This window comes from Oceaniovalibus guishaninsula JLT2003, assembly GCF_000299575.1.
In the GTDB taxonomy this organism is placed as follows: Bacteria; Pseudomonadota; Alphaproteobacteria; order Rhodobacterales; family Rhodobacteraceae; genus Palleronia; species Palleronia guishaninsula.
On the sequence record NZ_AMGO01000010.1, the window covers coordinates 1 to 26,741 of the forward strand.

The following is a 26,741-nucleotide window of genomic DNA, read 5'->3' on the forward strand; positions in this document are numbered from 1 at the left end:
TTCATGAAGGTGGAGGTCGACTGAATCGTTGCGTGGATGACCCTGCGGGTTATGGCGGCGCGGAGCTCCGGGTCGTCGATCTCGTCGTCGGTGCCGAGCCGTCGGTAGGCGGCGCGATAGCGCCGCGAAAGGATCGCGAAGCCCACGGTCTTGTCGATCTCGTCGGCCGTCTGGATGGGACTGTTGACCCACAGGCGCGGGAATGCGGCTGAGGCAAGGTTCGGCCGCACCCACGCGATAGGGAGGACTAAGGTTCGCGGAAGTCCAGCTCTGTAGTGCTTCCCGCGGCATCAGGTGAGGGTGCATCCCGCGCCACTCGGTGAAACTCTCCGAAAACTGCGCCTGCTTCTCTCGGATGCGGTCGATCGGCGTATCTTTCCTGAAACCGATGACTGCCCATTCGAACCTGCCGCGAGGATTTCCTCGCGGAAGATGTGCGGCACGACCCGGGCCATCTGCCCCTCCCTCTCGCCTACGAGCGTGAGCTTGCCTCTCGGGATCATCCACCTGAGACAGGCAAGGGACACCGCTTCCGTATAGGTATCGCGTGTCATAACGCCACCGAGGGCGTTCCGGCTGTCGCGCTCGTGCTTCACGAAGTTGAACCAGTGATCGCGCAGGTGCTCGATCTCGTCTGCCCGAGTGCTGGCCGCCTGCGTCGCCATGTAGGCCTCTGGCGATGGCCCTTCTCCGGCAGCATCGAATGCCTAGGCGGTCCGGCCCCACGAAGTGGCGCAGGCGCTTCTTTGCAGCGGAGAAGAGCGCCGGCTCGTTGAACCGCACCGTCGGCCGCTGGAAGTGGAGCAGCGGCGCGGTGAAGGTGCCTTTCGAGTTCCGATACTGCTTGCGAAGCGTCGAGCCCCGAGCGACGCCGAAATAGGCGTCCTCGATGACCTCGAGCGGGTCGACGGTCGGATCGAAATCCACATCGCGGCGGAAGACATGGCCTGACCGGATGTCAGCGCCGACCGGGCAGTTCAGCTGCGTGATCTTTCGGTCGATCTTCGTCTGCCAGTTCACGCCGACGGCGATCTCGTCTTGGGCGATGCGGGTGTGGGTGTATGGCTTGCCGTCCTTGATGCGCTGGCGTTCGACGCGCTTTCGCCAATCCGCGAGGTGCGCCCGTTCGCAGGCCAGGAGGGTCCGCTCCAGCCAGAAGATGCGATCATAGAGCCTTGGCATTCCCGGCACCGTTTCGCCTCTCGGTGTCCGCAGAATGCGGCGGATATCGTGAAGACCGGTGCCGTTGGCCAGCAGGGACAGGATCTCGATCTTCTCGTTGGGCTTCTTCCGGCGACGATGTTCGCTGGAGACCGTGAAACGGGCGCCAGGCAGTCCCTTGCAGGACTTGTGGATCACCCTGATGGAGCGTGCCCGGGGCACCGCCCCCTTCTCGTGTCCGACCTTTCTCGACGGCTTTCCGTTGGCGCCGTTGGAGATGAACTCCTCGGGTTTCTTTAGACAGGCGGTGCCGCAGTAGGGCCCCTCCAAGGCGCCGTTCTGGGCCCATAGTCGATGTCGCTCCTCTTCGTAGGCTTCGTTCGACAGCAGCCTCGTCTGGACGCCACACTCCGAGTTGCCCCGGAGATGCTGACAGATCAGGACACGACCGTCGTTCCAAGCACGAGGATCACCTGCGAACTCGAACGCGTCCGTCTCTCGATGGAGGTTGCTGCCGCTCTCGGCGTCGATCTTGCAGCGACCGACGCCACGCGCGATCGTGCGGTCGGCCATGGCCGCTTTCAGCCGCTTCTCAGCCGCACCACGCCCGATGAAGGCGCGCCTTGTCGGTGCCGGTTCGATTCCGTAGTTCCCGCAATCGGGATCGCCGCAGCAGTTGAGATTTGTATTGCCCCGAGACGCGAGGCTATACTTGCGCGAGCATGAGGTTCTCGAGGCGCTTCACCTTGTCCGGTCCTTTCGTCCGTTTCTGGGTCAAGAGCTCGCGCACCTCCAAGATTGGTCGGTCTGGCCAATGACGAAATCAGGCGGGCGCAAGAGAGCGCTCGCCGCGGGACGTTCGGACTTCCCGCGATTCCGCCTGTGATGGCGGAAAAATCAGACGTGATTAGGGCGGAAAAACAAAAGCCTGCCGACCTATCGGTAGGCAGGCTGACAGGGCGCGTGTCCTACAGTGCGGAATGGCTCCGGTTCTGCCCCGGCCGTTTTCGTTCGCGGCACCGAAAGCGGCAACGAAAAAGGCCCCGGACATCGCTGTCCGGGGCCTTTCGCGGTCGGATAGGCCGGTCAGGCGGCCTTGGCCAGGTTCCGCAGGACGTAGTGCAGCACGCCGCCGTTCTCGACATATTCGATCTCGATCCCGGTATCGATCCGGGACTTCAGCTCGATCTCCTTCGTGCTGCCGTCGGCATAGGTGATCGTGCAGGGCACCAGCGCGCCGGGCCGCATGTCGCCTTCCAGCCCGGCGATGTCGATGGTCTCGTCGCCCGTCAGCTCCAGCGTCTTGCGCGTGTCGCCGCCGGTGAACTCGAACGGGATGACGCCCATGCCGACCAGGTTCGAGCGGTGGATCCGCTCATAGCTTTCGGCGATCACCGCCTTGACGCCCAACAGCGCCGTGCCCTTGGCCGCCCAGTCGCGCGACGATCCGGCGCCGTATTGCTCGCCCGCGACGATCACCAGCGGAACGCCCTTGTCCTGCCACGCCATCGCCGCATCGTAGATCGACGTCTGCTCGCCGTCCGGCCCCTTGGTATAGCCGCCTTCGACCCCGTCCAGCATCTCGTTGCGGATGCGGATGTTGGCGAAGGTGCCGCGCATCATCACCTCGTGGTTGCCGCGGCGCGATCCATAGCTGTTGAATTCACGCGGCTGCACCTGCCGTTCGGTCAGATACTTGCCGGCAGGCGTGGTTTCCTTGAACGAACCGGCCGGGCTGATGTGATCGGTCGTCACCATGTCGCCCAGCAGCGCCAGGATGCGCGCGCCCTTCACGTCGCTGATCGTGCCCGGATCCTTGTCCATGTTCTGAAAATAGGGCGGGTTCTGGACATAGGTGCTGCCCGAGGGCCAGTCATAGGTCTGGCTGTCAGTCGTTTCGACCGCGCGCCACTTCTCGTCGCCCTTGAAGACATCGGCGTATTTCGACTGGAACGCCTCACGCGTGACCGTCGCCTCGACCAGTTCGGCGATCTCGGCCTGGCTGGGCCACAGATCCTTGAGATAGACGTCGTTGCCGTCGCGGTCCTGACCCAGCGGATCGCGGGTGATGTCGACGTTCATGTCGCCCACCAGCGCATAGGCCACGACCAGCGGCGGCGAGGCGAGGTAGTTCGCGCGCACGTCCGGGCTGATGCGGCCCTCGAAGTTGCGGTTGCCCGACAGGACGCTGACCGCGATCAGATCGTTGTCGGCAATGCACTTGCTGATCTCGGGCTCCAGCGGGCCGGAATTGCCGATGCAGGTCGTGCAGCCATAGCCCACAAGGTTGAAGCCGATGGCGTCCAGATCGTCTTGCAGGCCGGCGGCCTCCAGATAGGCGCTGACGACCTGACTGCCGGGTGCCAGCGATGTCTTCACCCACGGCTTGCGGTCCAGCCCGCGTTCGCGCGCCTTTCGGGCCACCAGCCCGGCGCCGATCATCACGTAAGGGTTCGACGTGTTGGTGCAGGACGTGATCGACGCAATCACGATGGACCCGTCATGCATCTGATAGGGCTTGCCGCCGGGCACGGGCACGAAACCGCGGCGATGATGGCCCTCGTCGCCGGGGATTTCCTCGGGTTCGGGCTGTCCGCCCTCGGCCTCCCAGCGATGCTCGGCCCGCGGGCTGGCATCCTTGCCGCTGCGGATGCCTTCGACATACTTGACGAAATCGCTGGCCGCATTGACCAGCGGAATATGGTCCTGCGGGCGCTTCGGGCCGCTGATCGCCGGCACCACCGTCGCCATGTCAAGTTCCAGCGTCGAGGTATAGACAGGCTCGTATCCCGCATCGCGCCACATGCCGTTGGTCTTGGCATAGGCTTCGACCAGCGCCAGCGTCGCCTCGTCCCGGCCGGTCTGCCGCAGATAGCGGATCGTCTCGGCGTCGATCGGGAAGAACCCGCAGGTCGCCCCGTATTCGGGCGCCATGTTGCCGATGGTGGCGCGGTCGGCAAGCGGCACGTTGTCCAGACCGTCGCCGTAGAATTCGACGAACTTGCCCACCACGCCGTGCTTGCGCAGCATCTCGACGACCTTCAGCACCAGATCTGTGGCGGTCGTGCCCTCGGGCATGGCCCCGGTCAGCTTGAAGCCCACGACCTCGGGGATCAGCATGGAAATCGGCTGACCCAGCATCGCCGCCTCGGCCTCGATCCCACCGACGCCCCATCCCAGCACCGCCGCGCCGTTCACCATCGTGGTGTGGCTATCGGTGCCGACCAGCGTGTCGGGATAGGCGACCGTCGCGCCGTTCTGATCGGTGTCCGACCAGACCGTGCGCGCCAGGTATTCAAGGTTCACCTGATGGCAGATGCCGGTGCCGGGCGGCACGACGCGGAAGTTGTTGAACGCCTTCTGCCCCCATTTCAGGAACACATAGCGTTCCATGTTCCGCTCGTATTCGCGATCCACATTGACCTGAAAGGCGCGGGGATTGCCGAATTCGTCGATCATCACCGAATGGTCGATGACCAGATCGACAGGGTTCAGCGGATTGATCTTCTGCGCGTCGCCCCCCAGCGCCACGATCCCGTCGCGCATCGCCGCCAGATCGACCACGGCCGGAACGCCGGTGAAATCCTGCATCAGCACGCGGGCCGGGCGATAGGCGATCTCGCGCGTGGACGTGCCGCCGTCCTGCGCCCATTGCGCGAAGGCCTTGATGTCGTCGCCCGTGACCGTGTTGCCGTCCTCGAACCGCAGCAGATTTTCCAGCACGACCTTCAGCGCGATGGGCAGCCGGTCGAAATCGCCCAGGCCCGCCTCGGTGGCCGCGGCGATGGAATAATAGGCGTAATCCTGCCCCCCGGCGGTCAGCGACCGGCGGGTGCGGGCGGTATCCTGTCCGACCTCGATTGGCATTGCGATCTCCTCGATTGGGTGGCGGCGCTTGTCTGCCATGTGCCCCAAAGACCCGACGTAATCAAGGGGCCGGGGCGCCCTTTGCATGCAACAGTATGCAAATTGCCGGCCCGTGCGCATCGCAAAACCTTGATTGGTCCGCCGGGCGGGGGTTTCGTAGCACGGTCCCGAGCCGACCGTTCCAGCGAGTGCCGAAATGTCCCCTTTCGTCGTCCCGACCGTGCTTTGCGCCGCCCTTCTTGCCGGTGGCGCCCCGGCTGCGGCGGGCGACGACCCGGTGGTGATCGAGCTTTTCACCTCGCAGGGCTGCGCCTCCTGCCCGCCGGCCGACGCGCTTCTGGCGCAGCTTGCCGATCGCGACGATCTGCTGCCGCTGGCCCTGCATGTCGATTACTGGGATTATATCGGCTGGAAGGACCGGTTCGCCGACCCTGCCTTCACCGCCCGACAGAAGGAATACGCGCGATCCATGGGCGCGCGCACGGTCTACACGCCGCAGATGGTCGTCGGCGGCTCGGACCAGATCGTCGGGTCGCAGCCGCTGGACCTTTCTGCCGCGATCAAGGCGCACAAGGGCCGCCCGGATCTGGTGTCGCTGGAAACGGCGCAGGCGGATGGTTCGGTCCGCATCGACGCGGCCCTACGGCCGGGGGTCGGAACGCCGGAACCCATGCTGGTGCATCTGGTCGAATACGCGCCCAGCCGCACCGTTCTGGTACTGGCGGGCGAGAATGCGGGCCATACCCTGACCTATCGCAATATCGTCCAGAGCTGGCGGAAGCTGGCGGAATGGGACGGGCGCGCGCCGCTGACCGTCGACACCGACGTGACGCCGCCCGCCGCGGTGATCGTGCAACTGGCGGGGCAGGGGCGCGTCGTGGCCAGCGCGCGGCTGGACTGACGCCCGATCAACGCGCCGCCTGCAACGCCGCCGCGCGCCGGGTGGCCCCGCGTTCGGGTTTCCAGCGGCGATGGATCCAGAACCACTGGTCCATGTGACCCCGCACCGCCGTCTCGACGCTGTCGTTGATCGCCTGCGTCATCGCCACCGGATCCCCGGCCGGTATCGGCGCTTCCAGCCTCACCTCGAAGCTCAGCCCGTCCGCCTGCCGCAAGCCGTAGCAGGGGATGACGATCGCGCCGTAACGCACCGCCCATTCGCAGGCCGACACGGCGGTCGGGGCGGGCTTGCCGAAGAACGTCACCGGCGCGCCGTTCGACGCATAGACATCCGTGAGAATGCCGATGATCCCGCCCTCCGCCAGATGCCGAACGAAGCCCGTGATCCCCTTGCGCGTTGCGGGGAACAGCGGCTCGCCGATCGCGGCCAGCGCGGCGACGTAATGCGTGTTGAACGCCCGGTTGCGCATCTCGCGGTATAGCCCGCCCAACTCAAAGCCGCTGTAAAGCAGCGCCGCGCGCAGCGCGTCGAAATTGCCCAGATGCGCCGTGACCAGCACCACCGGACGGCCCTCGGCCCGTGCGGCACGCAGCGCGGGCAGGCCGGGACCGGACAGCGGCGATCGCTGGACCCGATCCTTGAACTCGCCGCCCGAATAGATCTCGATCAGCGTCCGGCCCACATTGTCGGGGACACGCCGGACCAGCCGCTCGACCTCGGACCGGGGAAGGTCGGGACAGACATGCGCAAGGTTCGCCCGGATACGTTTGCGCCAGCCCGCAAGCGGCGCGATGCCATAGGCGGCGATCCATCCCATCGCCGGCACCCGCCACGGATAGGGCAGCGCCAGCGCCAGCCCGAGCACGGTTCGGATCGCACGGTCCTGAATCCGGTCGTTAAACGAAGGGCGATCCGCATCGCCAGGGGAATGGTGCGCAGCCATGACGTCACGGGGTCTAGGCGCGCGGCTTGCAGGGATCAAGCCGGCGCGGCGCCAATCCCCTCCGTCGCAGGATCGCGCCGACTGGACGGCGACGAAACGAAGGGCGATCCGCATCGCCAGGGAAATGGTGCGCAGCCATGACGTCACGGGGTCTAGGCGCGCCGCTTGCCGGGATCAAGCCGGCGCAACGCCGATCCCGTCCGTCGCAGGATCGCGCCGACTGGATGGGGGCAAGTCGAGGCGACAGCGATCGGGGCCATCGCAAAATCGCGCGATCACCAGCGCCATCCGCGCCGCCCGATGCAGCAGACGGGCGGCGAAGCGGTGCGCGGGATTGCCCACAGGCGCCCATCGCTGTCTTGCCAGCCGATTTGCGGGCCTCAGACGCCTTCTCGCCAATCGGCGGGAAAGCACCTTTTCACGGGCCGACCCCTTCCTCCAAGCCTCCTGCCCGCTATCGCCTTAAGCCTCGTCGCTGCTGCGCAACGTGATCTCGCCGCGCCCGGCTGCCTCGCGGATGGCCGCGACGATGGCGTTCTGGGCGGCCTCGTTCTCGCGCGCATCGGGCTTCTCGCGCTCGGCGGCTTCCTCGCGCAGCGCATCCGCCAGCCGGGTCGAGATGTTGGCCAGCAGAAATTCCACCGCCGCGGTTGTGCGGTCGTCGGCGCCCGCGATGACGGTGCGCAACATGTCGGGATCCGCCGCTCGGGCGGCGGCGGGGGCGTCCAGCGGGCGCAACCGGTCGGGAATATCCTCGAACGTGAAGATCGCGCGCCGGATTTGGCGGGCAAGGTCCGCGTCGTCGGCGTCCAGCCCCGCCAGCACGTCCTCGCGCGTGACGGCCGGCGATTCGTTGAGGATCGCGCCCAGCCGTTCGACCGCCGCCGCCGGAAAGGCGCGCACCGGCTCGGCCTTCAGTTCGGCGGCCAGCGCCAGACCGATCCGCCGCACGGCATCGGGCGCGATGTCCGACGTTTCGGATACGGCAAGCGTCAGACGCCGCGCCTTCTGGCCGGGCAGACGGCCCAGCAGTTCGGCGGCATGCGCCACCTTCAGTTTCGACAGGATCACCGCGGCGATCTCGGGGCTTTCCCGGTCGATCAGCGGCAGCAGCCGGTCGGCATCCATCGCCGCGATGGCCTCCCAGGGGTCGTCGGTCCAGATGGCGCCGGCCTGACGCCGCAGCCGCGCCGCCATCTCGGGGCTGATCGCGCCTTCCAGAAGTTCCAGCGTCCCCTCGATGCCGCCGGGAAAGGCCAGCCCGATCGAATCGAGCTCCTCGGCGAATTCCTCGACCACGGCGCGCATCGTCACCCGGTCGATATAGCGCATCTGGCACATCTGCGTGGTCAGTTCCGCCTGCAACGGTTCGGGCAGCTTCGACAGCGGCAGTTGCGCGCCTTCGGCCAGCAGCAGCCGCACCACGATGGCGGCCTTCTGGCGCCGCGTCAGCGGTGCGCCCTGCGGCGGCCGGTTTGCAAGCTGGCCGCGCGGGGCCAGGGCGATGTCGGTGGTCATGTCGTCTCCGCTGCCGTGGCGTCCCATCGGGTCTAGCAGCGGGGCGTTAACGGCGGCTTGACGTGCGCCGGACGTTTGCGGACCGGCGGCGGCATTCGCCCCGCCGGTCCATCGGTATCAGCTGTTCACGACCGGCTGGCAGGTGCCGGTGGCGGCATCCAGCGCCGTGCCCTCGGCGCAGGCCTTGGCGGTGGTCTGCTTCATCCAGTTGCACCCTTCGGCCAGCGCCAGCGACGGCGCCAGCATCACGGCGATTGCGAGTATGGTCGATTTCATCGGCTTCTCCTCGTTGGCGTGTGCGTTGGCATCCTAGCATGACCCGAGGGAAAGTCATATGCCCCGGTTGCGTCAAATCGCGCGGTCAGGCCTCGCCGAACACCCGCGCGAAGATCGTGTCGACGTGGCGGGTGTGCTGGTCCAGGTCGAACGCCGCGGCGATCCCGTCCTCGCCCAGCGCCGCGCCCACATCGGGATCGGCCAGCAGCTCGGTGCGGAAATCGGCGTCCTGTTCCCAGACCTTCATCGCGTTGCGCTGCACCATCGCATAGGCATCCTCGCGGCTGATGCCGGCCTGGGTCAGCGCCAGAAGCACCCTCTGCGACATTACCAACCCGCGATAGCGGTCGAGATTTTCGCGCATCCGGTCGGGATAGATCAACAGCTGGTCCACCACCTGCGTCAACCGTGCCAGCGCGAAATCCAGCGTGATCGTCGCATCGGGGGCGATGCCGCGTTCCACCGACGAATGCGAAATGTCGCGCTCGTGCCAGAGCGTCACGTTCTCCAGCGCCGGAATCACCGCCATCCGCACCAGCCGCGCCAGCCCGGTCAGGTTCTCGGTCAGCACCGGATTGCGCTTGTGCGGCATCGCGCTCGACCCTTTCTGGCCGGGCGAGAAATATTCCTCGGCCTCCAGCACCTCGGTCCGCTGCATGTGCCGGATCTCGGTCGCGACGTTCTCGATCCCCGACGCGGTGACGGCCAGCGCGGCGAAGAACGCGGCATGCCGGTCGCGGGGGATGACCTGCGTGCTGATCGGCTCGGGTCGCAGACCCAGCTTCGCGCAGACGTGCTCCTCCACCCGCGGGTCGATATTGGCAAAGGTGCCGACCGCCCCCGACAGCGCGCCGGTCGCCACCTCCTCGCGCGCGGTTCTCAGGCGGCGCAGGTTGCGGTCCATCTCGGCGTAGAAACGCGCGAAGGTCAGGCCCATCGTCGTCGGCTCGGCATGAATGCCGTGGCTGCGCCCGATCCGCAGCGTCGTCCTGTGCTCGAAGGCGCGGCGGCGCAGCGCGGCCAGCAGCCCTTCCATATCGGCGATCAGGATGTCGGCGGCGCGCGTCAACTGCACGTTCAGCGTCGTGTCCAGCACGTCGGAACTGGTCATGCCCTGATGCACGAACCGCGCCGCATCGGCGCCCACGATCTCCGACAGATGCGTCAGGAACGCGATGACGTCGTGCTTCGTCACCGCCTCGATCTCGTCGATGCGCCGGATGTCGAAGGTCGCGTCCTTGGCCTTCCAGACGGCATCGGCGTTTTCGCGCGGGATGGAGCCCAGATCGGCCATCGCGTCGCCGGCATGGGCCTCGATCTCGAACCAGATGCGGAACTTCGTCTCGGGCGACCAGATCGCCACCATGTCGGGCCGGGAATAGCGGGGGATCATCGCGCGCCTCTTTCGTTGGGACGGGTGCCGTCTAGACCGCGCGGGCCGGCGCAACAAGTTCGCCCGCGATCCGCGCTTGCCGTGCGCGCGGCGCTGCGGCACAACATCGGGCGATCAGCAGAAGGATTTGCAGCGCATGAACACGGTGATGACGGACAGGGTATTGGCAGAGACGGTCGCGCCGCGTCTGGGCGCGTCGTCGCGGCTGCGTCAGGCGGCGCTGGTGGCGCTGGGGATCACGGCGCTGGTGGCGACGGCAAAGGTGCAGGTGCCGGTGCCGGGCAGCCCGGTGGCCATCGGCATGGGGACCTTCGCCGTCCTTTGCATCGGCGCGGCCTACGGACCGCGTCTGGGTCTGACGACGATCCTGGGCTACATGCTTCTGGGCCTCGTCGGCATGGACGTGTTCCAGTCGTCCACCGCCGATCTCAACGGCATCGCCTACATGACCGGCAGCACCGGCGGCTATCTGCTGGGCTATGTGCTGGCGACCGCGGTGCTGGGGCTGTTCGCGCGGGCGGGCTGGGATCGCAGCGTCGGCCGGATGGCCGTGGCGATGGTCGCGGGCAACGTGGCGATCTACGTGCCCGGATTGCTGTGGCTCGGCACGCTTTACGGTTGGGACCAGCCGATCATCGCCTGGGGCCTGACGCCGTTCCTTCTGGGCGACGCGATCAAGCTGGCGCTGGCGGCGCTGCTTCTTCCCGCCCTGTGGAAGATGGTCGGCAGCGCCAGGCGGTGAAACGCGAAACGGGCAGGGGGATCCTGCCCGTTTCATCTTCGTCTTGGGCCGTCCCGCTCAGAAGCCATAGACGGCGCGCCGCGCGATCCGGTCGGCGTCGCCGGGATAGATGTCGAGATCCAGCGCGGTATCGACCGGCAGGGATCGCAATTCGTTCAACGTGCGGCGATAGGCGCTGCGCTTGCGCGCGTTCTCGCGGAAACGGGTGATGATGGCCATCATGTCATCCTCTCGAAAGCAGGGGCGCAGGATTCGTCCTGCCGCCCCTACCTGCGCATCCCGTTAGCGCCTTACAATCCCCATGATCGCGGGCCTGCCATGCGGATGCTGCAATGCGGCATCCGCCCAATCCGGCGTCAGATCAGCTTGCCCATCGCCACGGCCGTGTCGGCCATGCGGTTCGAGAAGCCCCATTCGTTGTCGTACCAGGTCAGGATGCGGCACATCGTCCCTTCCATCACCTTGGTCTGGTCGGTGGCGAAGATCGACGAATGTGGGTCGTGGTTGAAATCGCTGCTGACCAGCTTTTCGTCGGTATAACCCAGAATGCCCTTCAGCTTGCCGTTCGCGGCATCGCGGATCAGGCCGTTGATCTCGTCCACGCTGGTGTCGCGCGCGGCGGTGAAGGTCAGATCCACCACCGACACGTTCGGCGTCGGCACCCGGATCGCCACGCCGTCCAGCTTGCCGTTCAGGTCGGGCAGCACCAGACCCACCGCCTTGGCCGCCCCGGTCGAGGTCGGGATCATCGACAGCGCCGCGGCCCGCGCGCGATAGAGATCCTTGTGCATCGTGTCCAGCGTCGGCTGGTCGCCGGTATAGGAATGGATCGTGGTCATGAAACCGCGCACGATGCCGATGCCTTCGTGCAGGACCGATGCCACCGGCGCCAGGCAGTTGGTCGTGCAGGACGCGTTCGACACGATGACATCGTCCGCCGTCAGCGTGTCGTCGTTGACGCCATAGACGATGGTCTTCTCGGCGCCCGACGCAGCGGACAGCGGGGCCGAGATCAGCACGCGGCTGGCGCCGTTGTCCAGATGCGCGCGCGCCTTGTCGGGCGAGGTGAAGATGCCGGTGCATTCCAGCACGATGTCCACATCGCCCCAGGGCAGGTCGGCGGGGTTCCGCTCGGCGCTGACCTTGATGGGGCCGCGGCCCACGTCGATCGTGTCGCCGCTGACCTTCACCTCGGCCGGAAAGCGGCCGTGCACGCTGTCATAACGCAGCAGATGGGCGTTCGTCTCGACCGGGCCCAGATCGTTGATCGCGATCACCTCGATATCGGTGCGGCCCGATTCCACGATACCGCGCAGGACGTTGCGTCCGATCCGGCCGAACCCGTTGATGGCAACCTTGACTGTCATGACGAAACCCTTTCCACCGCGCCCCGGCGGGGCGCTTCCGCCCGCTTGAAAGACAATTCCGCCCACGGCGTCAACAGACGGAACGCAGGTTAGCGCCAGCACCGCCCCCGGACGGCCCCCGACGGACGGCGTGCGCTATTCCGCCGCGACCGCCGCGTCGCCGCCCGGCACATAGTTCAGGATCGGCGCCAGCCAGCGTTCCGCCTCTGCCGGGTCCATGCCCTTGCGCGCGGCGTAATCCACGACCTGATCGCGCTCCACCTTGCCGACCCCGAAATAATAGCTTTCGGGATGCCCGATATAGAGGCCCGATACCGTGCTGCCGGGCCACATCGCCATGCTTTCGGTCAGCCGCACGCCGGTGGCGGCTTCGGCATCCAGCAGCGCGAACAGCGTCCGCTTCTCGGTATGATCGGGCTGCGCGGGATAGCCCGGCGCGGGGCGGATCCCCTTGTAGGGTTCGGCGGTCAGATCGTCGGGCGCGAAATCCTCGTCGGGCGAAGTGCCCCACAGCTCGCGCCGCACGCGGGCATGCAGCATCTCGGCCATCGCCTCGGCGATGCGGTCGGCCAGCGCCTTGACCAGAATGGCGGAATAATCGTCCCCCGCCTCCTCGAAGCGGCGCGCGACGGCGGCTTCCTCGGGCCCGGCGGTTACGACAAACCCGCCGATCCAGTCCGGCGCCGCGCCCACCGGCGCCACGAAATCCGACAGCGCCAGATTGGGGCGCGGCCCGCGCTTGACGGTCTGCTGGCGCAACGTGTGCAATACCGCCAGTTCCGCGTCGCGGCCGTCATCGGCAAAGACCCGGATGTCGTCGCCCACCGCGTTGGCGGGCCAGAACCCGACCACCGCGCGCGGCCCGAACCAGCGTTCTGCCACGATCCGGTCCAGCATGGCGCGGGCATCGGCGAACAGCGCGCGCGCCGCCTCGCCCTGCGCCTCGTCCTCCAGGATGCGGGGATAGACGCCCTTCAGCTCCCAGGCACGGAAGAACGGCGTCCAGTCGATATACGTCGCAATCTCGGCCAGATCCCAGTCGTCGATGACCCGCGTTCCGGCGAATGTCGGACGGGCGGGCGCATAGGCGTCCCAGTCGAGCTTCAGCGCGTTGTCGCGCGCGGCCTGCAAGGGCAGGCGGGACTTCGCCGCCTCGCCGCGCGCGTGCTTGTCGGCTACATCCGCGTATTCGGCCCGGATCGCGGCGACGAAACCGGCCTTGTTGTCTGGGCTCAGCAGGTTCGACACCACGCCCACCGCGCGGCTGGCATCGTTGACATGCACCGTCTGTCCCCGGCCATAGCCGGGCGCGATCTTGACGGCGGTATGCACCTTCGACGTTGTGGCCCCGCCGATCAGCAGCGGAATGTCGAAGCCCTCGCGCTCCATCTCGGCGGCCAGATGCACCATCTCAACCAGGGACGGCGTGATGAGGCCCGACAGCCCGATCGCATCCACCTTCTCGCGCCGCGCGGTTTCCAGGATCTTCTGCGGCGGCACCATCACGCCCAGATCGATGATCTCGTAATTGTTGCAGGCCAGAACGACGCCGACGATGTTCTTGCCGATATCGTGCACGTCGCCCTTGACCGTCGCCATCAGGATCCGGCCCGCATTCTCGCGGGCGGCGGCCCCCGACAGGCGCTTTTCTTCTTCCATGTAGGGCAGCAGCAGCGCCACGGCCTGCTTCATCACCCGCGCCGACTTGACCACCTGCGGCAGAAACATCTTGCCCGCGCCGAACAGGTCGCCGACCACGTTCATCCCCGCCATCAGCGGGCCCTCGATCACGTCCAGCGGGCGGCGCGCCGCCTGCCGCGCGGCTTCGGTATCGGCGTCGATGAACTCGGTGATGCCGTTGACCAGCGCGTGTTCGATCCGCTTCTCGACGGGCCAGTCGCGCCAGGCCAGATCGCGCACGCGCTCCTCGCGCTTGCCGTCGCCGCGAAACCGCTCGGCCAGATCCAGCAGCCGTTCGGTCGCGTCGGCGCGGCGGTTCAGCACCACGTCCTCGCAGGCCTCGCGCAATTCGGGGTCGATCTGGTCATAGACCGCCAGTTGCCCGGCATTGACGATGCCCATATCCATCCCCGCCGCGATGGCGTAATACAGGAATACCGCGTGCATCGCCTCGCGCACCGGCTCGTTGCCGCGGAAGCTGAAGGACAGGTTCGACACCCCGCCCGACACGTGGACATGCGGCAGGTTCGCCCGGATCCAGCGCGTGGCCTCGATGAAATCGACGCCGTAATTGTCGTGCTCGGGGATGCCGGTCGCGACGGCAAAGATGTTGGGATCGAAGATGATGTCCTGCGGCGGAAAGCCCACCTCGTCCACCAGGATGCGATAGGCGCGCGCGCAGATCTCGGTCTTGCGGGCGCAGGTATCGGCCTGGCCCTGCTCGTCGAAGGCCATCACGACCACGGCGGCGCCATAGGCCAGGCACAGCTCGGCCTGCTCGCGGAACTGCGCCTCGCCTTCCTTCATGCTGATGGAATTGACCACCGGCTTGCCCTGCACGCATTGCAGGCCCGCCTCGATTACCTCCCACTTGGAACTGTCGATCATCACCGGAACGCGGGCGATGTCGGGTTCGGCCGCCAGCAGGTTCAGGAACTCGATCATCACCGCCTTCGAATCGATCAGCCCCTCGTCCATGTTGATGTCGATGATCTGGGCGCCGTTCTCGACCTGATCGCGCGCCACTTCCAGCGCGGCGGCATAGTCGCGGTTGGTGATCAGCTTGCGAAACCGCGCCGATCCGGTGACGTTCGTCCGCTCGCCGATATTCACGAACGGGATCTCGGGCGTCAGGACGAACGGCTCCAGCCCCGACAGACGCAGCAGGCGGTCAGTCATGGCCGGGCACCTTTCTCGGGGCATGGCCGGCGACGGCCTCGGCCATGGCGCGGATATGGTCGGGCGTCGTGCCGCAGCAACCGCCGACGATGTTGACCAGCCCCGCCTGCGCGAAATCGCCGATCTGCGCGGCCGTCTCGTCGGGGCCCTCGTCGTATTGACCGAAGGCGTTGGGCAGGCCCGCATTGGGATAGGCGCAGGTCAGCGTCTCGGCGATGCCCGAAATCTCGGCCATGTGGGGGCGCATCGCCGCCGCGCCCAGCGCGCAGTTCAGGCCGATGGAAAATGGCCGCGCATGGCGCACCGAATGCCAGAAGGCCGTCGGCGTCTGCCCCGACAGCGTGCGTCCCGACGCGTCCGTGATGGTGCCGGAAATCATCACCGGCAGCCGCCTGCCATGCGCCGCGAACGCCTCGAAACAGGCGAAGATCGCGGCCTTGGCGTTCAGCGTGTCGAAGATCGTCTCGATCAGGATCAGATCCGCCCCGCCCGCGATCAGCGCGGCGATCTGCTGGCCGTAGGCGGCGCGCAGATCGTCGAAGCTGACGGCGCGAAAGCCCGGATCGTTCACGTCGGGGCTCAGCGACGCGGTGCGGTTGGTCGGCCCCACCGCCCCTGCGACAAAGCGCGGCCGCCCGTCGATGGCGGTCGCGCGGTCTACGGCGCGGCGGGCCGCGCGCACGGCCGCCACGTTCAGATCCTCCACCGCCGCGCCCAGCCCGTAATCGGCCTGCGCGATGGTCGTGGACGAAAAGGTGTTCGTCTCGACGATATCCGCCCCGGCCATGGCGAACTCGAAATGGATGGCCTCGATCGCGTCGGGCTGGGTCAGCGACAGCAGGTCGTTGTTGCCCTTCTGCGGCAGGTCGGTCGGATGCGGGCAGGCGACGCCGCCCGACCGCCCGGCATAGGCATCCTCGTCCAGCCCCAGCCGCTGAATCATCGTCCCCATCGCGCCGTCCAGCAGCACGATCCGCTGCCGCGCCAGCGTCTCGATGGCCGCGAACGTGTCGGAACGGGGCAGGCGGAAGGTCTTCATGGCAGCTCCTTGCGCGTCGGACGGTGACTGCCGCACTTAACGCGCCCGGCACCCGATATCAAACTCATATCCCGCACCAGGATCATGAGGATCGCTCATCACACGCCAGGACAATACCGCAGCGCCTGAAGGTCCTGTTCGCCGCTGCCCGCCAATTCGCGCTTGCCATTCCGCCGTCACGCGGGTTCCTTCCGCGCGATGCCGGGGGTCGTCCCGCAAGCCTGAAAAGAAGTGGACCCATGAAGTCGATCGACGAAAAGCTGCAACCGATCCTGCGCACCGTTCTGCACCGCAACGCCGGCGAGACCGAGTTTCACCAGGCCGTCCACGAGGTGCTGGAAAGCCTGGGCCGCGTCGTCACCAAGCATCCCGAATATGCCGACGAGGCGCTTATCGAACGCATCTGCGAGCCCGAACGGCAGATCATCTTCCGCGTGCCGTGGATCGACGACAACGGCGACGTGCAAATCAACCGCGGCTTTAGGGTGCAGTTCAACTCGGCGCTCGGTCCCTACAAGGGCGGGCTGCGCTTCCATCCGTCGGTCAATGTCGGGATCATCAAGTTCCTGGGCTTCGAGCAGACGTTCAAGAACGCGCTGACCGGCCTGCCCATCGGCGGCGGCAAGGGCGGGTCCGACTTCAATCCGCGCGGCCGGTCGGATCGCGAGATCATGCGCTTCTGCCAGTCCTTCATGGTCGAGCTTCACCGCCATATCGGCGAATATATCGACGTGCCCGCGGGCGATATCGGCGTCGGCGGGCGCGAGATCGGCTATATGTTCGGCATGTACAAGCGCCTGACCAACAAGTACGAGGCGGGCGTGCTGACCGGCAAGGGGCTGTCCTATGGCGGATCGCGCGCCCGCAAGGAGGCGACGGGCTTCGGCTGCGCCTATTTCGTGCAGCGTATGCTGGAAACGCGCGGCCAGTCGTTCGATGGCAAGCGCTGCGTCGTGTCGGGGTCGGGCAACGTCGCCATCTACGCCATGCAGAAGGTGCTGTCCTTCGGCGGCACCGTCGTCGCCTTCTCGGATTCGGACGGCTATGTGGTGGACGAGGCCGGCATCGACCTCGACCTGCTGAAGGACGTCAAGGAACAGCGCCGCGAACGCGTGTCCGAATACGTCGCCCGGCGCGGCAACGGCGCGCGCTATGTCAAGGACGGCTCGATCTGGGACGTGCCCTGCGACGTGGCCCTGCCTTGCGCCACGCAGAACGAACTGTCCGGCCCGGACGCGGAAACGCTGGTCGCCAACGGCGTGCTCGCCGTGGGCGAGGGGGCCAACATGCCCTGCAAGCCCGAAGCCGTCCGCGTCTTTCAAAAGGCGGGCGTCCTTTTCGCGCCGGGCAAGGCCGCCAATGCCGGCGGCGTCGCCACCTCGGCGCTGGAAATGCAGCAGAACGCCAGCCGCGACAGCTGGTCGTTCGAAAAGACCGAGGACCGGCTGGCGGGCATCATGCACAACATCCACGACGCCTGCGCCGACACCGCCGTCGAATACGGCGCGCCGGGCGACTACGTTCTTGGCGCCAACATCGCCGGTTTCGTCCGCGTGGCCGAGGCGATGCGCGCCATGGGCGTCATCTGACCCGCCGCTTACCGGCACGGGGCAGGCCGTGCTAGGCTTGCCCGGACATAACGCGGAAAGGACACCGGATGAAGCTGATGCGCGTGGGCGACAGGGGGGCCGAACGTCCCGCCATGCTGGACGGGGCGGGGCGCATCCGCGACCTGTCAGATATCGTGGACGACATCGCCGGCGACGTGCTGGGCAAGGCGGGGCTGGACCGACTGCGCTCGGTCGATCCGGCCGGCCTGCCCGAGATCGCCGCCGACACCCGCATCGGCCCCTGCGTCGCGCGGACCGGCAAGATGGTCTGCATCGGCCTCAACTATTCCGACCATGCCGCCGAAACGGGCGCCGAGGTGCCGCGCGAACCCATCCTGTTCATGAAGGCCACATCTGCCATCTGCGGGCCGAACGACACCGTGCTCATCCCGCGCAATTCCGCCAAGACCGATTGGGAGGTCGAGCTTGGCGTCGTCATCGGCACACGCGCGGCCTACGTGGACGAGGACGCGGCGATGGATCACGTCGCGGGCTATTGCATCGTCAACGATGTCAGCGAACGTGCCTTCCAGACCGAACGCGGCGGCCAGTGGACCAAGGGCAAAAGCGCTGATACATTCGGCCCTGTCGGTCCCTGGCTGGTCACGCGCGACGAGGTGGCGGATCCGCAGGCGCTGGCCCTCTGGCTGGACGTGGATGGACAGCGGATGCAGGACGGCACGACCGCCACGATGGTCTTCGGCGTGCGCCATCTGGTGCATTACGTCAGCCAATTCATGACGCTGGAACCGGGCGACATCCTCTCGACCGGCACGCCGCCGGGCGTCGGCATGGGCAAGAACCCCCCCGTCTATCTGCGCGCCGGCCAGACGATGCGGCTGGGCGTCGAGGGGCTGGGCGAACAGCGACAGACGGTCGGGCAGGCCTGACTACTGCTCCCACCGGGGGTCGCGCTTGTCCAGAAAGGCAGCGATCCCCTCGGCCGTGTCCGTATCCTGCATGTTCGCCACCATCACCGCACCCGTATGGGCATAGGCATCGGCCAGCCCCATCTGGGCCTGTTCGTAGAAGGCGCGCTTGCCGATCCGCACCGCGCTGGACAGTTTCGCCGCAACCTGCCGCGCCAGATCCAGCGCCGCTTCGTCCAGTTCGTCCTCGCGGGCGACGCGGTTGACCAGCCCCAAAGCCTGCGCCTCGACCGCGCTGATCAGCCGTCCGGTCGTCAGCATCTCGAACGCGGCCTTGCGCGGCATCGCGCGCGTCAGCGCCACCATCGGCGTCGAGCAGAACAGCCCGATATTCACCCCGTTCACCCCGAACCGCGCGCTGTCGGCCGCCACCGCCATGTCGCAGCTCGCGACAAGCTGACAGCCCGCCGCCACGGCGACGCCGTGGACCTGCGCGATCACCGGCTGCGGCAGGCGCTGAAGGCGCTGCATCACGTCCGCGCAGCGGTCGAACAGATCGCGCCACGCGGCCGTGCCGCCATCCGGCGCCTGCCGCGCGGCCTGCATCTGCCGCAGGTCGTGCCCCGCGCAAAACGCCCGCCCCGCGCCGCGCAGCACCACCGCGCGGATGGTCCGGTCCGCTTCCAGCGCGTCCAGCGCCTGCGCCAGCGCGGCCAGCATCTCGTCGCTCAGCGCGTTCAGCCTTTCGGGCGCGTTCAGCGTCAGCACCGCCACCGCGCCGTCGTCGCTACGTTCCAGGATTGCCATCTTGCCCCCGCCTGCCGCCTTTGCCAAACCCTAGCGGGCGCAGGGCAGGGGGACCAGCATGACGATGGCGATGGACGAAGCCGCGCTGACGGCGTTCCTGCGCGACCAGTTTCCGCAGGTCGCCGACGATTTCGCGATCGAACGGACGGACGGCGAAGCGCTGGTCGTGCGGCTGGCCGTGTCCGACAAGCACCTGCGCCCCGGCGGCACCGTGTCGGGACCGACGATGTTCGCGCTGGCCGATGTGGCGATCTATCTGGCGATCCTGGCGCGGATCGGTCCGGTCGCGCTGGCGGTGACGACGAATTGCAGCATCGACTTCATGCGCAAGCCCCGCAACGGCGCCGACCTGCGCGCCACGGCGCGGCTGCTGAAACTGGGGCGCGTGCTGGCCGTGGGCGACGTGCTGCTGCATTCGGACGGTCTGGCCGATCCCGTCGCGCGCGCCTCGCTGACCTACTCCATCCCCGCCGACCGACCCGCCGTCAGGTGAAGCGGTTGTCGCGCGGAAATCCGCGCGGCGCCATCCGCCCGGCGCTCGCCCGCTTGCCGATCCAGTCGGAAAGGTCGGTCTCGGTCCGGGTGCGTCCGGCGGGATCCTTCCACGACAGCCCCTCGGCCAGAACGAAGGTCGTGGCATCCGACAGGCCGCCATCCTTGTAGGATTGCAGCCTCACCCCCTTGCCGCGTCCCAGCTCGGGCAGATCCGACAGCGCAAAGACCAGCACCTTGCGGTTCTCGCCCACCACCGCGACGTGATCGCCTCGCACGGGCCGCGCCAGTGCCGCGACGGCAGGCGCGCGCACGTTCAGCACCTGACGGCCGGTCCGCGTCTGCGCCACCGCCTCGTCCTCGGGCAGCACGAACCCGTCCCCGGCGCTCGACGCGACCAGCAGCCTGCCGCCCGGACGATGCACCCGCAGATCGACGATCTGCGCCTCGTTGGGCAGATCGACCATCAGGCGCACCGGCTCGCCCATACCGCGCCCGCCGGGCAGGGAACTGGCCGCGATGGTATAGAACCGCCCCGTGCTGCCCATCAGCAACAGCCGGTCGGTCGTCTCGGCGTGAAAGGCGAAGCGCGGGCCGTCGCCGCCCTTGAACTTCAGCTCGCGGGTCAGGTCGATATGGCCGGTCATCGCCCGGATCCAGCCCATCGCCGAACAGATGACGGTGATCGGCTCGCGGTCGATCATCGCCTCGATGGGCAGGTCGGGCGTGTCGGCGGCATCCGCAAAGGCGGTCAGCCGCTCGCCGCGCGGATGGGCGCGGCCGAACTGGCGCCGCGTCTCCGTCAGTTGCGCGGCGATGGCGCGCCATTGCAGGCCGTTGTCTCCCAGCAGCTCCAGCAGCGCGCGGCGCTCGTCGGCCAGCGCGTCGCGTTCGCGGCGCAGCTCCATCTCCTCCAACCGGCGCAGGGCGCGCAAGCGCATGTTCAGGATCGCCTCGGCCTGAACCTCGCTCAGGCCCGAAGGGGCGGGGCGGGGCGGCTGGTAATCGGCCTCGGTCGCGGCGCGGGGCGGCACGGCCTCCCAGTCCTGCGCCATCAGCGCGGCCTTGGGATCGTCGTCGTAGCGGATGATCTCGATCACCCGGTCGAGGTTCAGGAATGCGACGATGAAGCCTTCCAGAACCTCCAGCCGGTGATCGATTCGCCCCAGCCGGAACCGCGAGCGACGCAGCAGAACCTCGCGCCGATGGTCGAGGAAGGCGCGCAGCACCTCTTTCAGCGAACAGACGCGCGGTGTGCGGCCGTCGATCAGCACGTTCATGTTCATGGCGAACCGCGTTTCCAGATCGGTCTGGCGGAACAGCATGTTCATCAGCACCTGCGGATCGACGCTGCGCGCGCGCGGCTCCAGGATCAGGCGCACGTCCTCGGCGCTTTCGTCGCGCACATCGGCCAGGATCGGCAGCTTCTTCGATTGCACGATCTCGGCGATCTTCTCGATCAGGCGGGATTTGGGCACCTGATAGGGGATCTCGGTCACGACGATCTGCCACTGGCCGCGTCCCAGATCCTCCACCTCCCATTTCGCGCGCAGCCGGAAACTGCCGCGCCCGGTGCGATAGGTCTCGGCCATGCTCTGCGCGTCCTCGACCACGACGCCGCCGGTGGGGAAATCCGGGCCCTTGACGAAATCCAGCAACTTGTCGTCGGGACAATCCGGCTTGCGGATCATCAGCAGGCAGGCATCGACCAGCTCGGCGATGTTGTGGGGCGGGATGTTGGTGGCCATGCCCACCGCGATGCCCGACGATCCGTTGGCCAGCAGGTTGGGGAACGCCGCGGGCAGCACGACAGGCTCGGTCAGGGTGCCGTCGTAATTGTCGCGGAAATCCACCGCGTCTTCCGACAGGCCGTCCAGCAGCGCCTCGGCGGCGGCCGTCATGCGCGCTTCGGTGTATCGGCTGGCGGCGGGGTTGTCGCCGTCGATATTGCCAAAATTGCCCTGACCGTCCACCAGCGGATAGCGGACGTTGAAATCCTGCGCCAGCCGCGCCATCGCGTCATAGATCGCGGCGTCGCCGTGCGGGTGGTAATTGCCCATCACGTCGCCGGAAATCTTGGCCGACTTGCGAAACCCCCCCGTCGATCCCAGCCGCAATTCCCGCATCGCGTAAAGGATGCGCCGATGCACCGGCTTCAGCCCGTCGCGCGCGTCGGGCAGGGCGCGGTGCATGATCGTGGACAGCGCATAGGTCAGATACCGCTCGCCGATGGCGCGGCGCAGGGACTCGGTGAACTCGCCGGGGGCGGCGTCCGTCGCGTCGGGATTGTCGGTCATGCCGCCCCGATACCGCCCCGCGCCGCACGGGTAAATGCCGCAAATCGGACTTGTGTTGAACTTTTCCGGCACTTGAGCGGTTTTTCCGCCGACACATCCCACGCCCCCTTGACGGAGCACGACCGAAATGATGATCCGACTGACCTCCCTGCTGGTTGCAGGTCTCGGCCTGACGATGCTGATCGCGGGCGAAAACCCGGCCGAGGGCGATCCCCCCGCCGCCACCCGCACCGCCTTCGATCCCGCCGGCGTGCGCATCGGCACCGAAGCCGCCGATGCCGTGCTGTTCGACGATCCGGCCGCCATCGAACGCGCCGTTGCCGCCGTGACAGTCCCGGCGGCAGCCGTCCCTTCGCAGGCCGCGACGCCCGATTACTGGGTGGTCACGGGCAACCGCGTCAACCTGCGCGGCGGCCCGTCCACGTCGGACGCCATCGTCGGACAGGTCGGCGAAGGCCAGCGCGCCGAGGTTCTGGAACGCACCGACAGCGGGTGGCTGCGCATCCGCACCGAAGGCAGCGCGACCGACGCCTGGATCTTCGGCCGCTTCCTTCAGCGTCAGGTCTGACCCCGCCTTGCCAAAGCCACAGCCGCGCGACATGACGGCGCATGGCGGGACGCTCGATCCTCATCACCGGCTGTTCGTCGGGCATCGGCTATGACGCGGCCCATGCGCTGCATCGTCGCGGCTGGCGCGTCTTCGCCGCCTGCCGGTCCGCTGCCGATTGCGCGCGTCTGGCGGGCGAGGGACTGCATTCCGTCCGCCTCGACTATGCCAACCACGCGACCATCGACGCGGCCCTCGGTCACGTCCTGACGCAGACCGGCGGCACGCTTGACGCGCTGTTCAACAACGGCGCCTTCGCCTGTCCGGGCGCGGTCGAGGATCTGCCGGTCGAGGCGCTGCGCGCGGTGTTCGAAACTAATTTCTTCGGCTGGCACGCCCTGACCCGCGCCGTCATCCCGGTGATGCGCGCGCAGGGGCACGGACGCATCGTCAACTGCTCGTCGGTGCTGGGCTTCGTGCCGATGCGCTGGCGCGGCGCCTATGTGGCCAGCAAATACGCGCTGGAAGGGCTGACCGACACGCTGCGGCTGGAAATGCGCGACACGCCCATCCGCATCGTGTCGCTGCAACCGGGGCCGATCACGACGCGCATCCGCCAGAACTCGATCCCGCATTTCGAACGCTGGATCGACTGGCGCGCATCGCCCCGCCGCGCGCAATACGAATCGTCCCTCCTGGCGCGGCTCTATACCGACCGCGACAAGCCCGACCGCTTCGAACTGCCGCCCTCGGCGGTCACGGCGGCGCTGGTCCATGCGCTGGAGTCGCGCCGCCCCCGGCCGCGCTACCGCATCACCACGCCCACGCGCTTCATCGCCTTCTGGCGCCGCGTCCTGCCGGCCAGCACGCTCGACCGGTTTCTCGCCCGCGCGCCCTGACCCCTCGCCTTTCCGCGCCCGTCTGCTATGTCGGCCGTGACAACCCGAAAGGAGCGGCATGGCCAGCGATCCCCTGTTCATCGTCGTCGCGCTCGCCGTGCTGGGCGTCGCGGCGATCCTGCTGTTCGGCATCGGCAGCTTCGGCCGGGGGGGCGAATTCAACCGCCGCAACGCCAACCGGATCATGCGCTGGCGCATTTACGCGCAGGCGGGCGCGGTGGCGCTGATCCTTCTGTTCGTCTTTCTGCGCCGCGCCGGAGGCTGATCATGGTCGTGCTCAACCGCATCTATACCCGCACCGGCGATGCCGGGCAGACGGCGCTCGGTAACGGCGCGCGCGTGGACAAGCACGCCCCCCGCGTCGCGGCCTACGGCACCGTGGACGAAGCCAACGCCACCTTCGGCATGGCCCGCCTGCATGCCACGGGCGACATGGCCGGGCGCATCGCCGCGATCCAGAACGACATGTTCGATCTGGGCGCCGACCTCTGCCGCCCCGACATGGACCGCGACGCCGATGCGGACTACCCGCCGCTGCGCATGGCGGGCGCGCAGGTGGACCGGCTGGAAGCGGAAATCGACGCGATGAACGACGCGCTGAAACCCCTGCGCAGCTTCATCCTGCCCGGCGGATCGGCGCTGGCCGCGCATCTGCACCTTTGCCGCACGGTGGTGCGCCGCGCCGAACGCCTGACGGTCGAACTGGCCGGGACCGAACCCGTGAACGAGGCCGCGATCCGCTATCTCAACCGCCTGTCCGACTGGTGCTTCTGCGCCGCGCGCATCGCCAACGACGACGGCGGCGCCGACGTGCTGTGGGTGCCGGGCGCGAACCGTTAGGGCAGGGACCGCGCGCACCGGCAGATTGCCCCTGTTTTCCCGCAAACGACCGCGCTAGGTCTGTGCGGACAGCAAAGGAGAAGTCCGCATGAAGGTGCTCGTACCCGTCAAGCGCGTCATCGACTACAACGTGAAGGTCCGCGTCAAGGCGGATGGCAGCGGTGTCGATCTGGCGAACGTCAAGATGTCCATGAACCCCTTCGACGAGATCGCCGTCGAGGAAGCGATCCGCCTGCGCGAAAAGGGCGCCGCCGACGAGGTCGTCGCCGTCAGCATCGGCGTCAAGCAGGCGACCGAGACGTTGCGCACCGCGCTGGCGATGGGCGCCGACCGCGCCGTCCTGATCGTCGCCGCCGACGACCCTGCGACCGACATCGAACCGCTGGCCGTGGCCAAGCTGCTCAAGGCCGTGATCGACGCCGAGGCGCCGGGCTTGGTGCTGTGCGGCAAGCAGGCCATCGACAACGACATGAACGCCACCGGCCAGATGCTGTCGGCGCTTCTGGGCTGGTCGCAGGCCACCTTCGCCAGCAAGGTCGAGATCGAGGGCGACCATGCCCTCGTCACGCGCGAGGTCGATGGCGGCCTGCAAACGATCCGCGTCAGGATGCCCGCCGTGGTCAGCGTCGATCTGCGCCTGAACGAGCCGCGCTATGCGTCGCTGCCCAACATCATGAAGGCCAAGAAGAAGCCGCTGGAAGAAAAGACGCCCGCCGATTACGGCGTCGATGTCTCGCCCCGGCTGGAAGTGGTCAAGACGGTGGAACCGGCCGCGCGCAAGGCGGGCATCATGGTGAAATCGGTCGATGAACTGGTCGACAAGCTGAAAAACGAAGCGGGGGTGATCTGATGGCTGTGCTGCTTCTGGCCGAGGTGACGGACGGCGAACTGAACATGGACGCGACCGCCAAGGCGGTGACGGCTGCCGCCATGCTGGGCGATGTGACGCTGCTTTGCGCGGGTGCGTCGGCCGCGGACGCCGCGCAGGCGGCCGCGACGATCGAGGGCGTGACGACCGTGCTGGTGGCCGAGGATCCGTCGCTGGGCCATCGTCTGGCCGAACCCGTCGCCGCGCTGATGGCCGGTCTGGCGGGCGATTACACCCACATCTCCGCCCCCGCCACCACCGACGCCAAAAACATCCTGCCGCGTGTGGCGGCCCTGCTCGACGTGATGATCCTGACCGACGTGTCGGGCATCGTGGACGCCGACACGTTCGAGCGTCCGATCTATGCCGGCAACGCCGTCCAGACGGTGAAATCGCGCGACGCCACCAAGGTGCTGACCATCCGCACCTCGACCTTCGACGCCGCCGGCACCGGCGGATCCGCCGAGATCCGGCAGATCGACGTGCCCGCGCCGCAGGGCCTGTCCGAATGGGTCGAGGACAAGGTGGCCGCCAGCGACCGCCCCGAACTGACCAGCGCCGGGCGCGTCGTCTCGGGCGGCCGCGGCATCGGCAGCCAGGAGGATTTCGCCATCATCGAGAAGCTGGCCGACAAGCTGGGCGCCGCCATCGGCGCCAGCCGCGCCGCGGTCGATTCGGGCTATGCCCCCAACGACTGGCAGGTCGGCCAGACCGGCAAGGTCGTGGCGCCCGAACTCTATGTCGCCGTCGGCATCTCGGGCGCGATCCAGCACCTCGCGGGGATGAAGGACAGCAAGATCATCGTCGCCATCAACAAGGACGAGGAAGCGCCGATCTTCCAGGTCGCCGATTACGGCCTGGTCGGCGACCTGTTCCAGCTTGTGCCCGAACTGACCGAAAAGCTCTGACCCCTTCCCGGCGGCGCTTCGGTGCCGCCGGTCGCCACCCGGTCGGCGCCGGTCCGCCCTGCGGATAAACGCCCCATTTCTCGACCGTCCCCCGTATGCCGGAACGCAGCGCCGCCAAGACGGCTACCCCGACCGACCGCTTTGCACGCGTTACGCTTTGGTCGAGCGGTCAGCGAACATAGCCAAGCCGCTCGTCACGGCAATCACGGCCGCACCCATCCAAGGCCGCTGCCCCCACCGACCATTTTGAACGCGTTGCGCTCCAATCGGGCGGTCAGCGGACGTAGCCAAGCCGTTCGCCAGGGCGCTCACGCAAACACCGCCGCACCCACCCGTGGCGACATCGGGTTCGGGGTCCACCGCCACCCTTCTCAACAGCCAAGGCCGGCAGCGCCGACTGGCGGGCCCGGTCATCCGGCCCGGTCCCGGTCCGCAGGGATCGCCTCGCCCGCATTGGGCGGCATTGTGACCGACAATCCGCCAGCCCGCCTCCGACCGAACGGCCAAAGCACCTCCGTCACGCCACCTTGGCAAAGCC

22 protein-coding genes and 1 pseudogene are annotated in these 26,741 nt (G+C 67.5%); 11 read left to right on the forward strand and 12 right to left on the reverse strand.

Features of this window, described 5'->3' with window-relative positions:
- Positions 1–1,734: pseudogene (locus OCGS_RS14995) on the reverse strand (hypothetical protein); the annotation flags it as partial.
- 513 nt (positions 1,735–2,247) lie between these two features.
- Positions 2,248–5,028, reverse strand: a complete 2,781-nt coding sequence (acnA, locus tag OCGS_RS03370; protein WP_007425819.1) for an aconitate hydratase AcnA — start codon at positions 5,026–5,028, stop codon at positions 2,248–2,250.
- A gap of 196 nt (positions 5,029–5,224) precedes the next feature.
- On the opposite strand from acnA, the gene OCGS_RS03375 reads away from it, so the two are divergent.
- Complete coding sequence (locus OCGS_RS03375) at positions 5,225–5,929, forward strand: DUF1223 domain-containing protein (RefSeq protein WP_007425820.1); 705 nt, start codon at positions 5,225–5,227, stop codon at positions 5,927–5,929.
- A gap of 7 nt (positions 5,930–5,936) precedes the next feature.
- Here the strand turns inward: OCGS_RS03375 and OCGS_RS03380 are convergent, their stop codons facing one another.
- The 4 genes from OCGS_RS03380 to purB all read right to left on the reverse strand — a co-directional run bounded on the left by OCGS_RS03380 (position 5,937) and on the right by purB (position 10,059).
- A complete protein-coding gene (locus tag OCGS_RS03380) occupies positions 5,937–6,872 on the reverse strand; it encodes a lysophospholipid acyltransferase family protein (protein WP_052026117.1) in 936 nt (311 codons plus the stop codon).
- Positions 6,873–7,334: 462 nt separating this feature from the next.
- Positions 7,335–8,390, reverse strand: coding sequence for a flagellar motor switch protein FliG (locus OCGS_RS03385; RefSeq protein WP_007425822.1), 1,056 nt, complete (start codon positions 8,388–8,390; stop codon positions 7,335–7,337).
- A 117-nt stretch (positions 8,391–8,507) separates the two neighbouring features.
- Entirely contained in the window at positions 8,508–8,666 is a 159-nt protein-coding gene (locus tag OCGS_RS15000) for a hypothetical protein (protein ID WP_007425823.1), read from the reverse strand.
- Between the two features lie 85 nt (positions 8,667–8,751).
- Positions 8,752–10,059, reverse strand: a complete 1,308-nt coding sequence (gene purB, locus OCGS_RS03390; protein ID WP_007425824.1) for an adenylosuccinate lyase — start codon at positions 10,057–10,059, stop codon at positions 8,752–8,754.
- Between the two features lie 136 nt (positions 10,060–10,195).
- On the opposite strand from purB, the gene OCGS_RS03395 reads away from it, so the two are divergent.
- Positions 10,196–10,801: a biotin transporter BioY gene (locus tag OCGS_RS03395; protein ID WP_007425825.1), complete on the forward strand. Its 606-nt coding sequence runs from the start codon at positions 10,196–10,198 to the stop codon at positions 10,799–10,801.
- Positions 10,802–10,858: 57 nt separating this feature from the next.
- On the opposite strand, the gene OCGS_RS15290 is transcribed toward OCGS_RS03395, so the two are convergent.
- The 4 genes from OCGS_RS15290 to OCGS_RS03410 form a co-directional block, all read right to left on the reverse strand.
- Positions 10,859–11,020 (reverse strand): hypothetical protein, encoded by a 162-nt coding sequence (locus tag OCGS_RS15290; protein ID WP_193372849.1) that lies wholly within the window; start codon positions 11,018–11,020, stop codon positions 10,859–10,861.
- 137 nt (positions 11,021–11,157) lie between these two features.
- Complete coding sequence (gene gap / locus OCGS_RS03400; RefSeq protein ID WP_040610451.1) at positions 11,158–12,168, reverse strand: type I glyceraldehyde-3-phosphate dehydrogenase; 1,011 nt, start codon at positions 12,166–12,168, stop codon at positions 11,158–11,160.
- 135 nt (positions 12,169–12,303) lie between these two features.
- The gene (gene metH / locus OCGS_RS03405; RefSeq protein ID WP_007425828.1) at positions 12,304–15,027 is read right to left on the reverse strand and encodes a methionine synthase; all 2,724 of its coding nucleotides are present in this window, start codon (positions 15,025–15,027) and stop codon (positions 12,304–12,306) included.
- A complete protein-coding gene (locus OCGS_RS03410) occupies positions 15,020–16,066 on the reverse strand; it encodes a homocysteine S-methyltransferase family protein (protein WP_007425829.1) in 1,047 nt (348 codons plus the stop codon). Before OCGS_RS03410 ends, metH begins: the two co-directional genes overlap by 8 nt.
- Positions 16,067–16,305: 239 nt before the next feature.
- Here OCGS_RS03410 and gdhA point away from each other — a divergent pair, with 239 nt between their 5' ends.
- On the forward strand, positions 16,306–17,655 hold the full coding sequence (gene gdhA, locus OCGS_RS03415; RefSeq protein ID WP_007425830.1) for an NADP-specific glutamate dehydrogenase: 1,350 nt from the start codon (positions 16,306–16,308) through the stop codon (positions 17,653–17,655).
- A 68-nt stretch (positions 17,656–17,723) separates the two neighbouring features.
- Positions 17,724–18,566, forward strand: coding sequence for a fumarylacetoacetate hydrolase family protein (locus OCGS_RS03420; RefSeq protein WP_007425831.1), 843 nt, complete (start codon positions 17,724–17,726; stop codon positions 18,564–18,566).
- Here OCGS_RS03420 and OCGS_RS03425 read toward each other — a convergent pair whose 3' ends face one another.
- Entirely contained in the window at positions 18,567–19,352 is a 786-nt protein-coding gene (locus tag OCGS_RS03425) for an enoyl-CoA hydratase (protein ID WP_007425832.1), read from the reverse strand.
- A gap of 58 nt (positions 19,353–19,410) precedes the next feature.
- Here OCGS_RS03425 and OCGS_RS03430 point away from each other — a divergent pair, with 58 nt between their 5' ends.
- Positions 19,411–19,845 (forward strand): PaaI family thioesterase, encoded by a 435-nt coding sequence (locus tag OCGS_RS03430; RefSeq protein ID WP_007425833.1) that lies wholly within the window; start codon positions 19,411–19,413, stop codon positions 19,843–19,845.
- Here the strand turns inward: OCGS_RS03430 and OCGS_RS03435 are convergent.
- Entirely contained in the window at positions 19,838–22,141 is a 2,304-nt protein-coding gene (locus OCGS_RS03435; RefSeq protein WP_040610453.1) for a DNA topoisomerase IV subunit A, read from the reverse strand. The two genes, OCGS_RS03430 and OCGS_RS03435, sit on opposite strands and share 8 nt — an antisense overlap.
- A gap of 130 nt (positions 22,142–22,271) precedes the next feature.
- On the opposite strand from OCGS_RS03435, the gene OCGS_RS03440 reads away from it, so the two are divergent.
- The 6 genes from OCGS_RS03440 to OCGS_RS03465 all read left to right on the forward strand — a co-directional run bounded on the left by OCGS_RS03440 (position 22,272) and on the right by OCGS_RS03465 (position 26,203).
- Entirely contained in the window at positions 22,272–22,709 is a 438-nt protein-coding gene (locus OCGS_RS03440) for an SH3 domain-containing protein (protein ID WP_238538215.1), read from the forward strand.
- Between the two features lie 41 nt (positions 22,710–22,750).
- Positions 22,751–23,587: an SDR family oxidoreductase gene (locus OCGS_RS03445; protein ID WP_007425836.1), complete on the forward strand. Its 837-nt coding sequence runs from the start codon at positions 22,751–22,753 to the stop codon at positions 23,585–23,587.
- A 58-nt stretch (positions 23,588–23,645) separates the two neighbouring features.
- A complete protein-coding gene (locus tag OCGS_RS03450) occupies positions 23,646–23,852 on the forward strand; it encodes a twin transmembrane helix small protein (protein ID WP_007425837.1) in 207 nt (68 codons plus the stop codon).
- Between the two features lie 2 nt (positions 23,853–23,854).
- A complete protein-coding gene (locus OCGS_RS03455; protein WP_007425838.1) occupies positions 23,855–24,427 on the forward strand; it encodes a cob(I)yrinic acid a,c-diamide adenosyltransferase in 573 nt (190 codons plus the stop codon).
- A gap of 88 nt (positions 24,428–24,515) precedes the next feature.
- Positions 24,516–25,277, forward strand: coding sequence for an electron transfer flavoprotein subunit beta/FixA family protein (locus OCGS_RS03460; protein ID WP_007425839.1), 762 nt, complete (start codon positions 24,516–24,518; stop codon positions 25,275–25,277).
- On the forward strand, positions 25,277–26,203 hold the full coding sequence (locus tag OCGS_RS03465) for an electron transfer flavoprotein subunit alpha/FixB family protein (RefSeq protein WP_007425840.1): 927 nt from the start codon (positions 25,277–25,279) through the stop codon (positions 26,201–26,203). The genes OCGS_RS03460 and OCGS_RS03465 overlap by 1 nt, the downstream gene beginning before the upstream one ends.
- Positions 26,204–26,741: the final 538 nt, after the last annotated feature.

Coding starts and splice junctions, on each gene's coding strand:
- acnA (WP_007425819.1), bottom strand. CDS start 5,028: ATGCCAATCGAGGTCGGACAGGATACCGCCCGCACCCGCCGGTCGCTG.
- OCGS_RS03375 (WP_007425820.1), top strand. CDS start 5,225: ATGTCCCCTTTCGTCGTCCCGACCGTGCTTTGCGCCGCCCTTCTTGCC.
- OCGS_RS03380 (WP_052026117.1), bottom strand. CDS start 6,872: ATGGCTGCGCACCATTCCCCTGGCGATGCGGATCGCCCTTCGTTTAAC.
- OCGS_RS03385 (WP_007425822.1), bottom strand. CDS start 8,390: ATGACCACCGACATCGCCCTGGCCCCGCGCGGCCAGCTTGCAAACCGG.
- OCGS_RS15000 (WP_007425823.1), bottom strand. CDS start 8,666: ATGAAATCGACCATACTCGCAATCGCCGTGATGCTGGCGCCGTCGCTG.
- purB (WP_007425824.1), bottom strand. CDS start 10,059: ATGATCCCCCGCTATTCCCGGCCCGACATGGTGGCGATCTGGTCGCCC.
- OCGS_RS03395 (WP_007425825.1), top strand. CDS start 10,196: ATGAACACGGTGATGACGGACAGGGTATTGGCAGAGACGGTCGCGCCG.
- OCGS_RS15290 (WP_193372849.1), bottom strand. CDS start 11,020: ATGGCCATCATCACCCGTTTCCGCGAGAACGCGCGCAAGCGCAGCGCC.
- gap (WP_040610451.1), bottom strand. CDS start 12,168: ATGACAGTCAAGGTTGCCATCAACGGGTTCGGCCGGATCGGACGCAAC.
- metH (WP_007425828.1), bottom strand. CDS start 15,027: ATGACTGACCGCCTGCTGCGTCTGTCGGGGCTGGAGCCGTTCGTCCTG.
- OCGS_RS03410 (WP_007425829.1), bottom strand. CDS start 16,066: ATGAAGACCTTCCGCCTGCCCCGTTCCGACACGTTCGCGGCCATCGAG.
- gdhA (WP_007425830.1), top strand. CDS start 16,306: ATGAAGTCGATCGACGAAAAGCTGCAACCGATCCTGCGCACCGTTCTG.
- OCGS_RS03420 (WP_007425831.1), top strand. CDS start 17,724: ATGAAGCTGATGCGCGTGGGCGACAGGGGGGCCGAACGTCCCGCCATG.
- OCGS_RS03425 (WP_007425832.1), bottom strand. CDS start 19,352: ATGGCAATCCTGGAACGTAGCGACGACGGCGCGGTGGCGGTGCTGACG.
- OCGS_RS03430 (WP_007425833.1), top strand. CDS start 19,411: ATGACGATGGCGATGGACGAAGCCGCGCTGACGGCGTTCCTGCGCGAC.
- OCGS_RS03435 (WP_040610453.1), bottom strand. CDS start 22,141: ATGACCGACAATCCCGACGCGACGGACGCCGCCCCCGGCGAGTTCACC.
- OCGS_RS03440 (WP_238538215.1), top strand. CDS start 22,272: ATGATCCGACTGACCTCCCTGCTGGTTGCAGGTCTCGGCCTGACGATG.
- OCGS_RS03445 (WP_007425836.1), top strand. CDS start 22,751: ATGGCGGGACGCTCGATCCTCATCACCGGCTGTTCGTCGGGCATCGGC.
- OCGS_RS03450 (WP_007425837.1), top strand. CDS start 23,646: ATGGCCAGCGATCCCCTGTTCATCGTCGTCGCGCTCGCCGTGCTGGGC.
- OCGS_RS03455 (WP_007425838.1), top strand. CDS start 23,855: ATGGTCGTGCTCAACCGCATCTATACCCGCACCGGCGATGCCGGGCAG.
- OCGS_RS03460 (WP_007425839.1), top strand. CDS start 24,516: ATGAAGGTGCTCGTACCCGTCAAGCGCGTCATCGACTACAACGTGAAG.
- OCGS_RS03465 (WP_007425840.1), top strand. CDS start 25,277: ATGGCTGTGCTGCTTCTGGCCGAGGTGACGGACGGCGAACTGAACATG.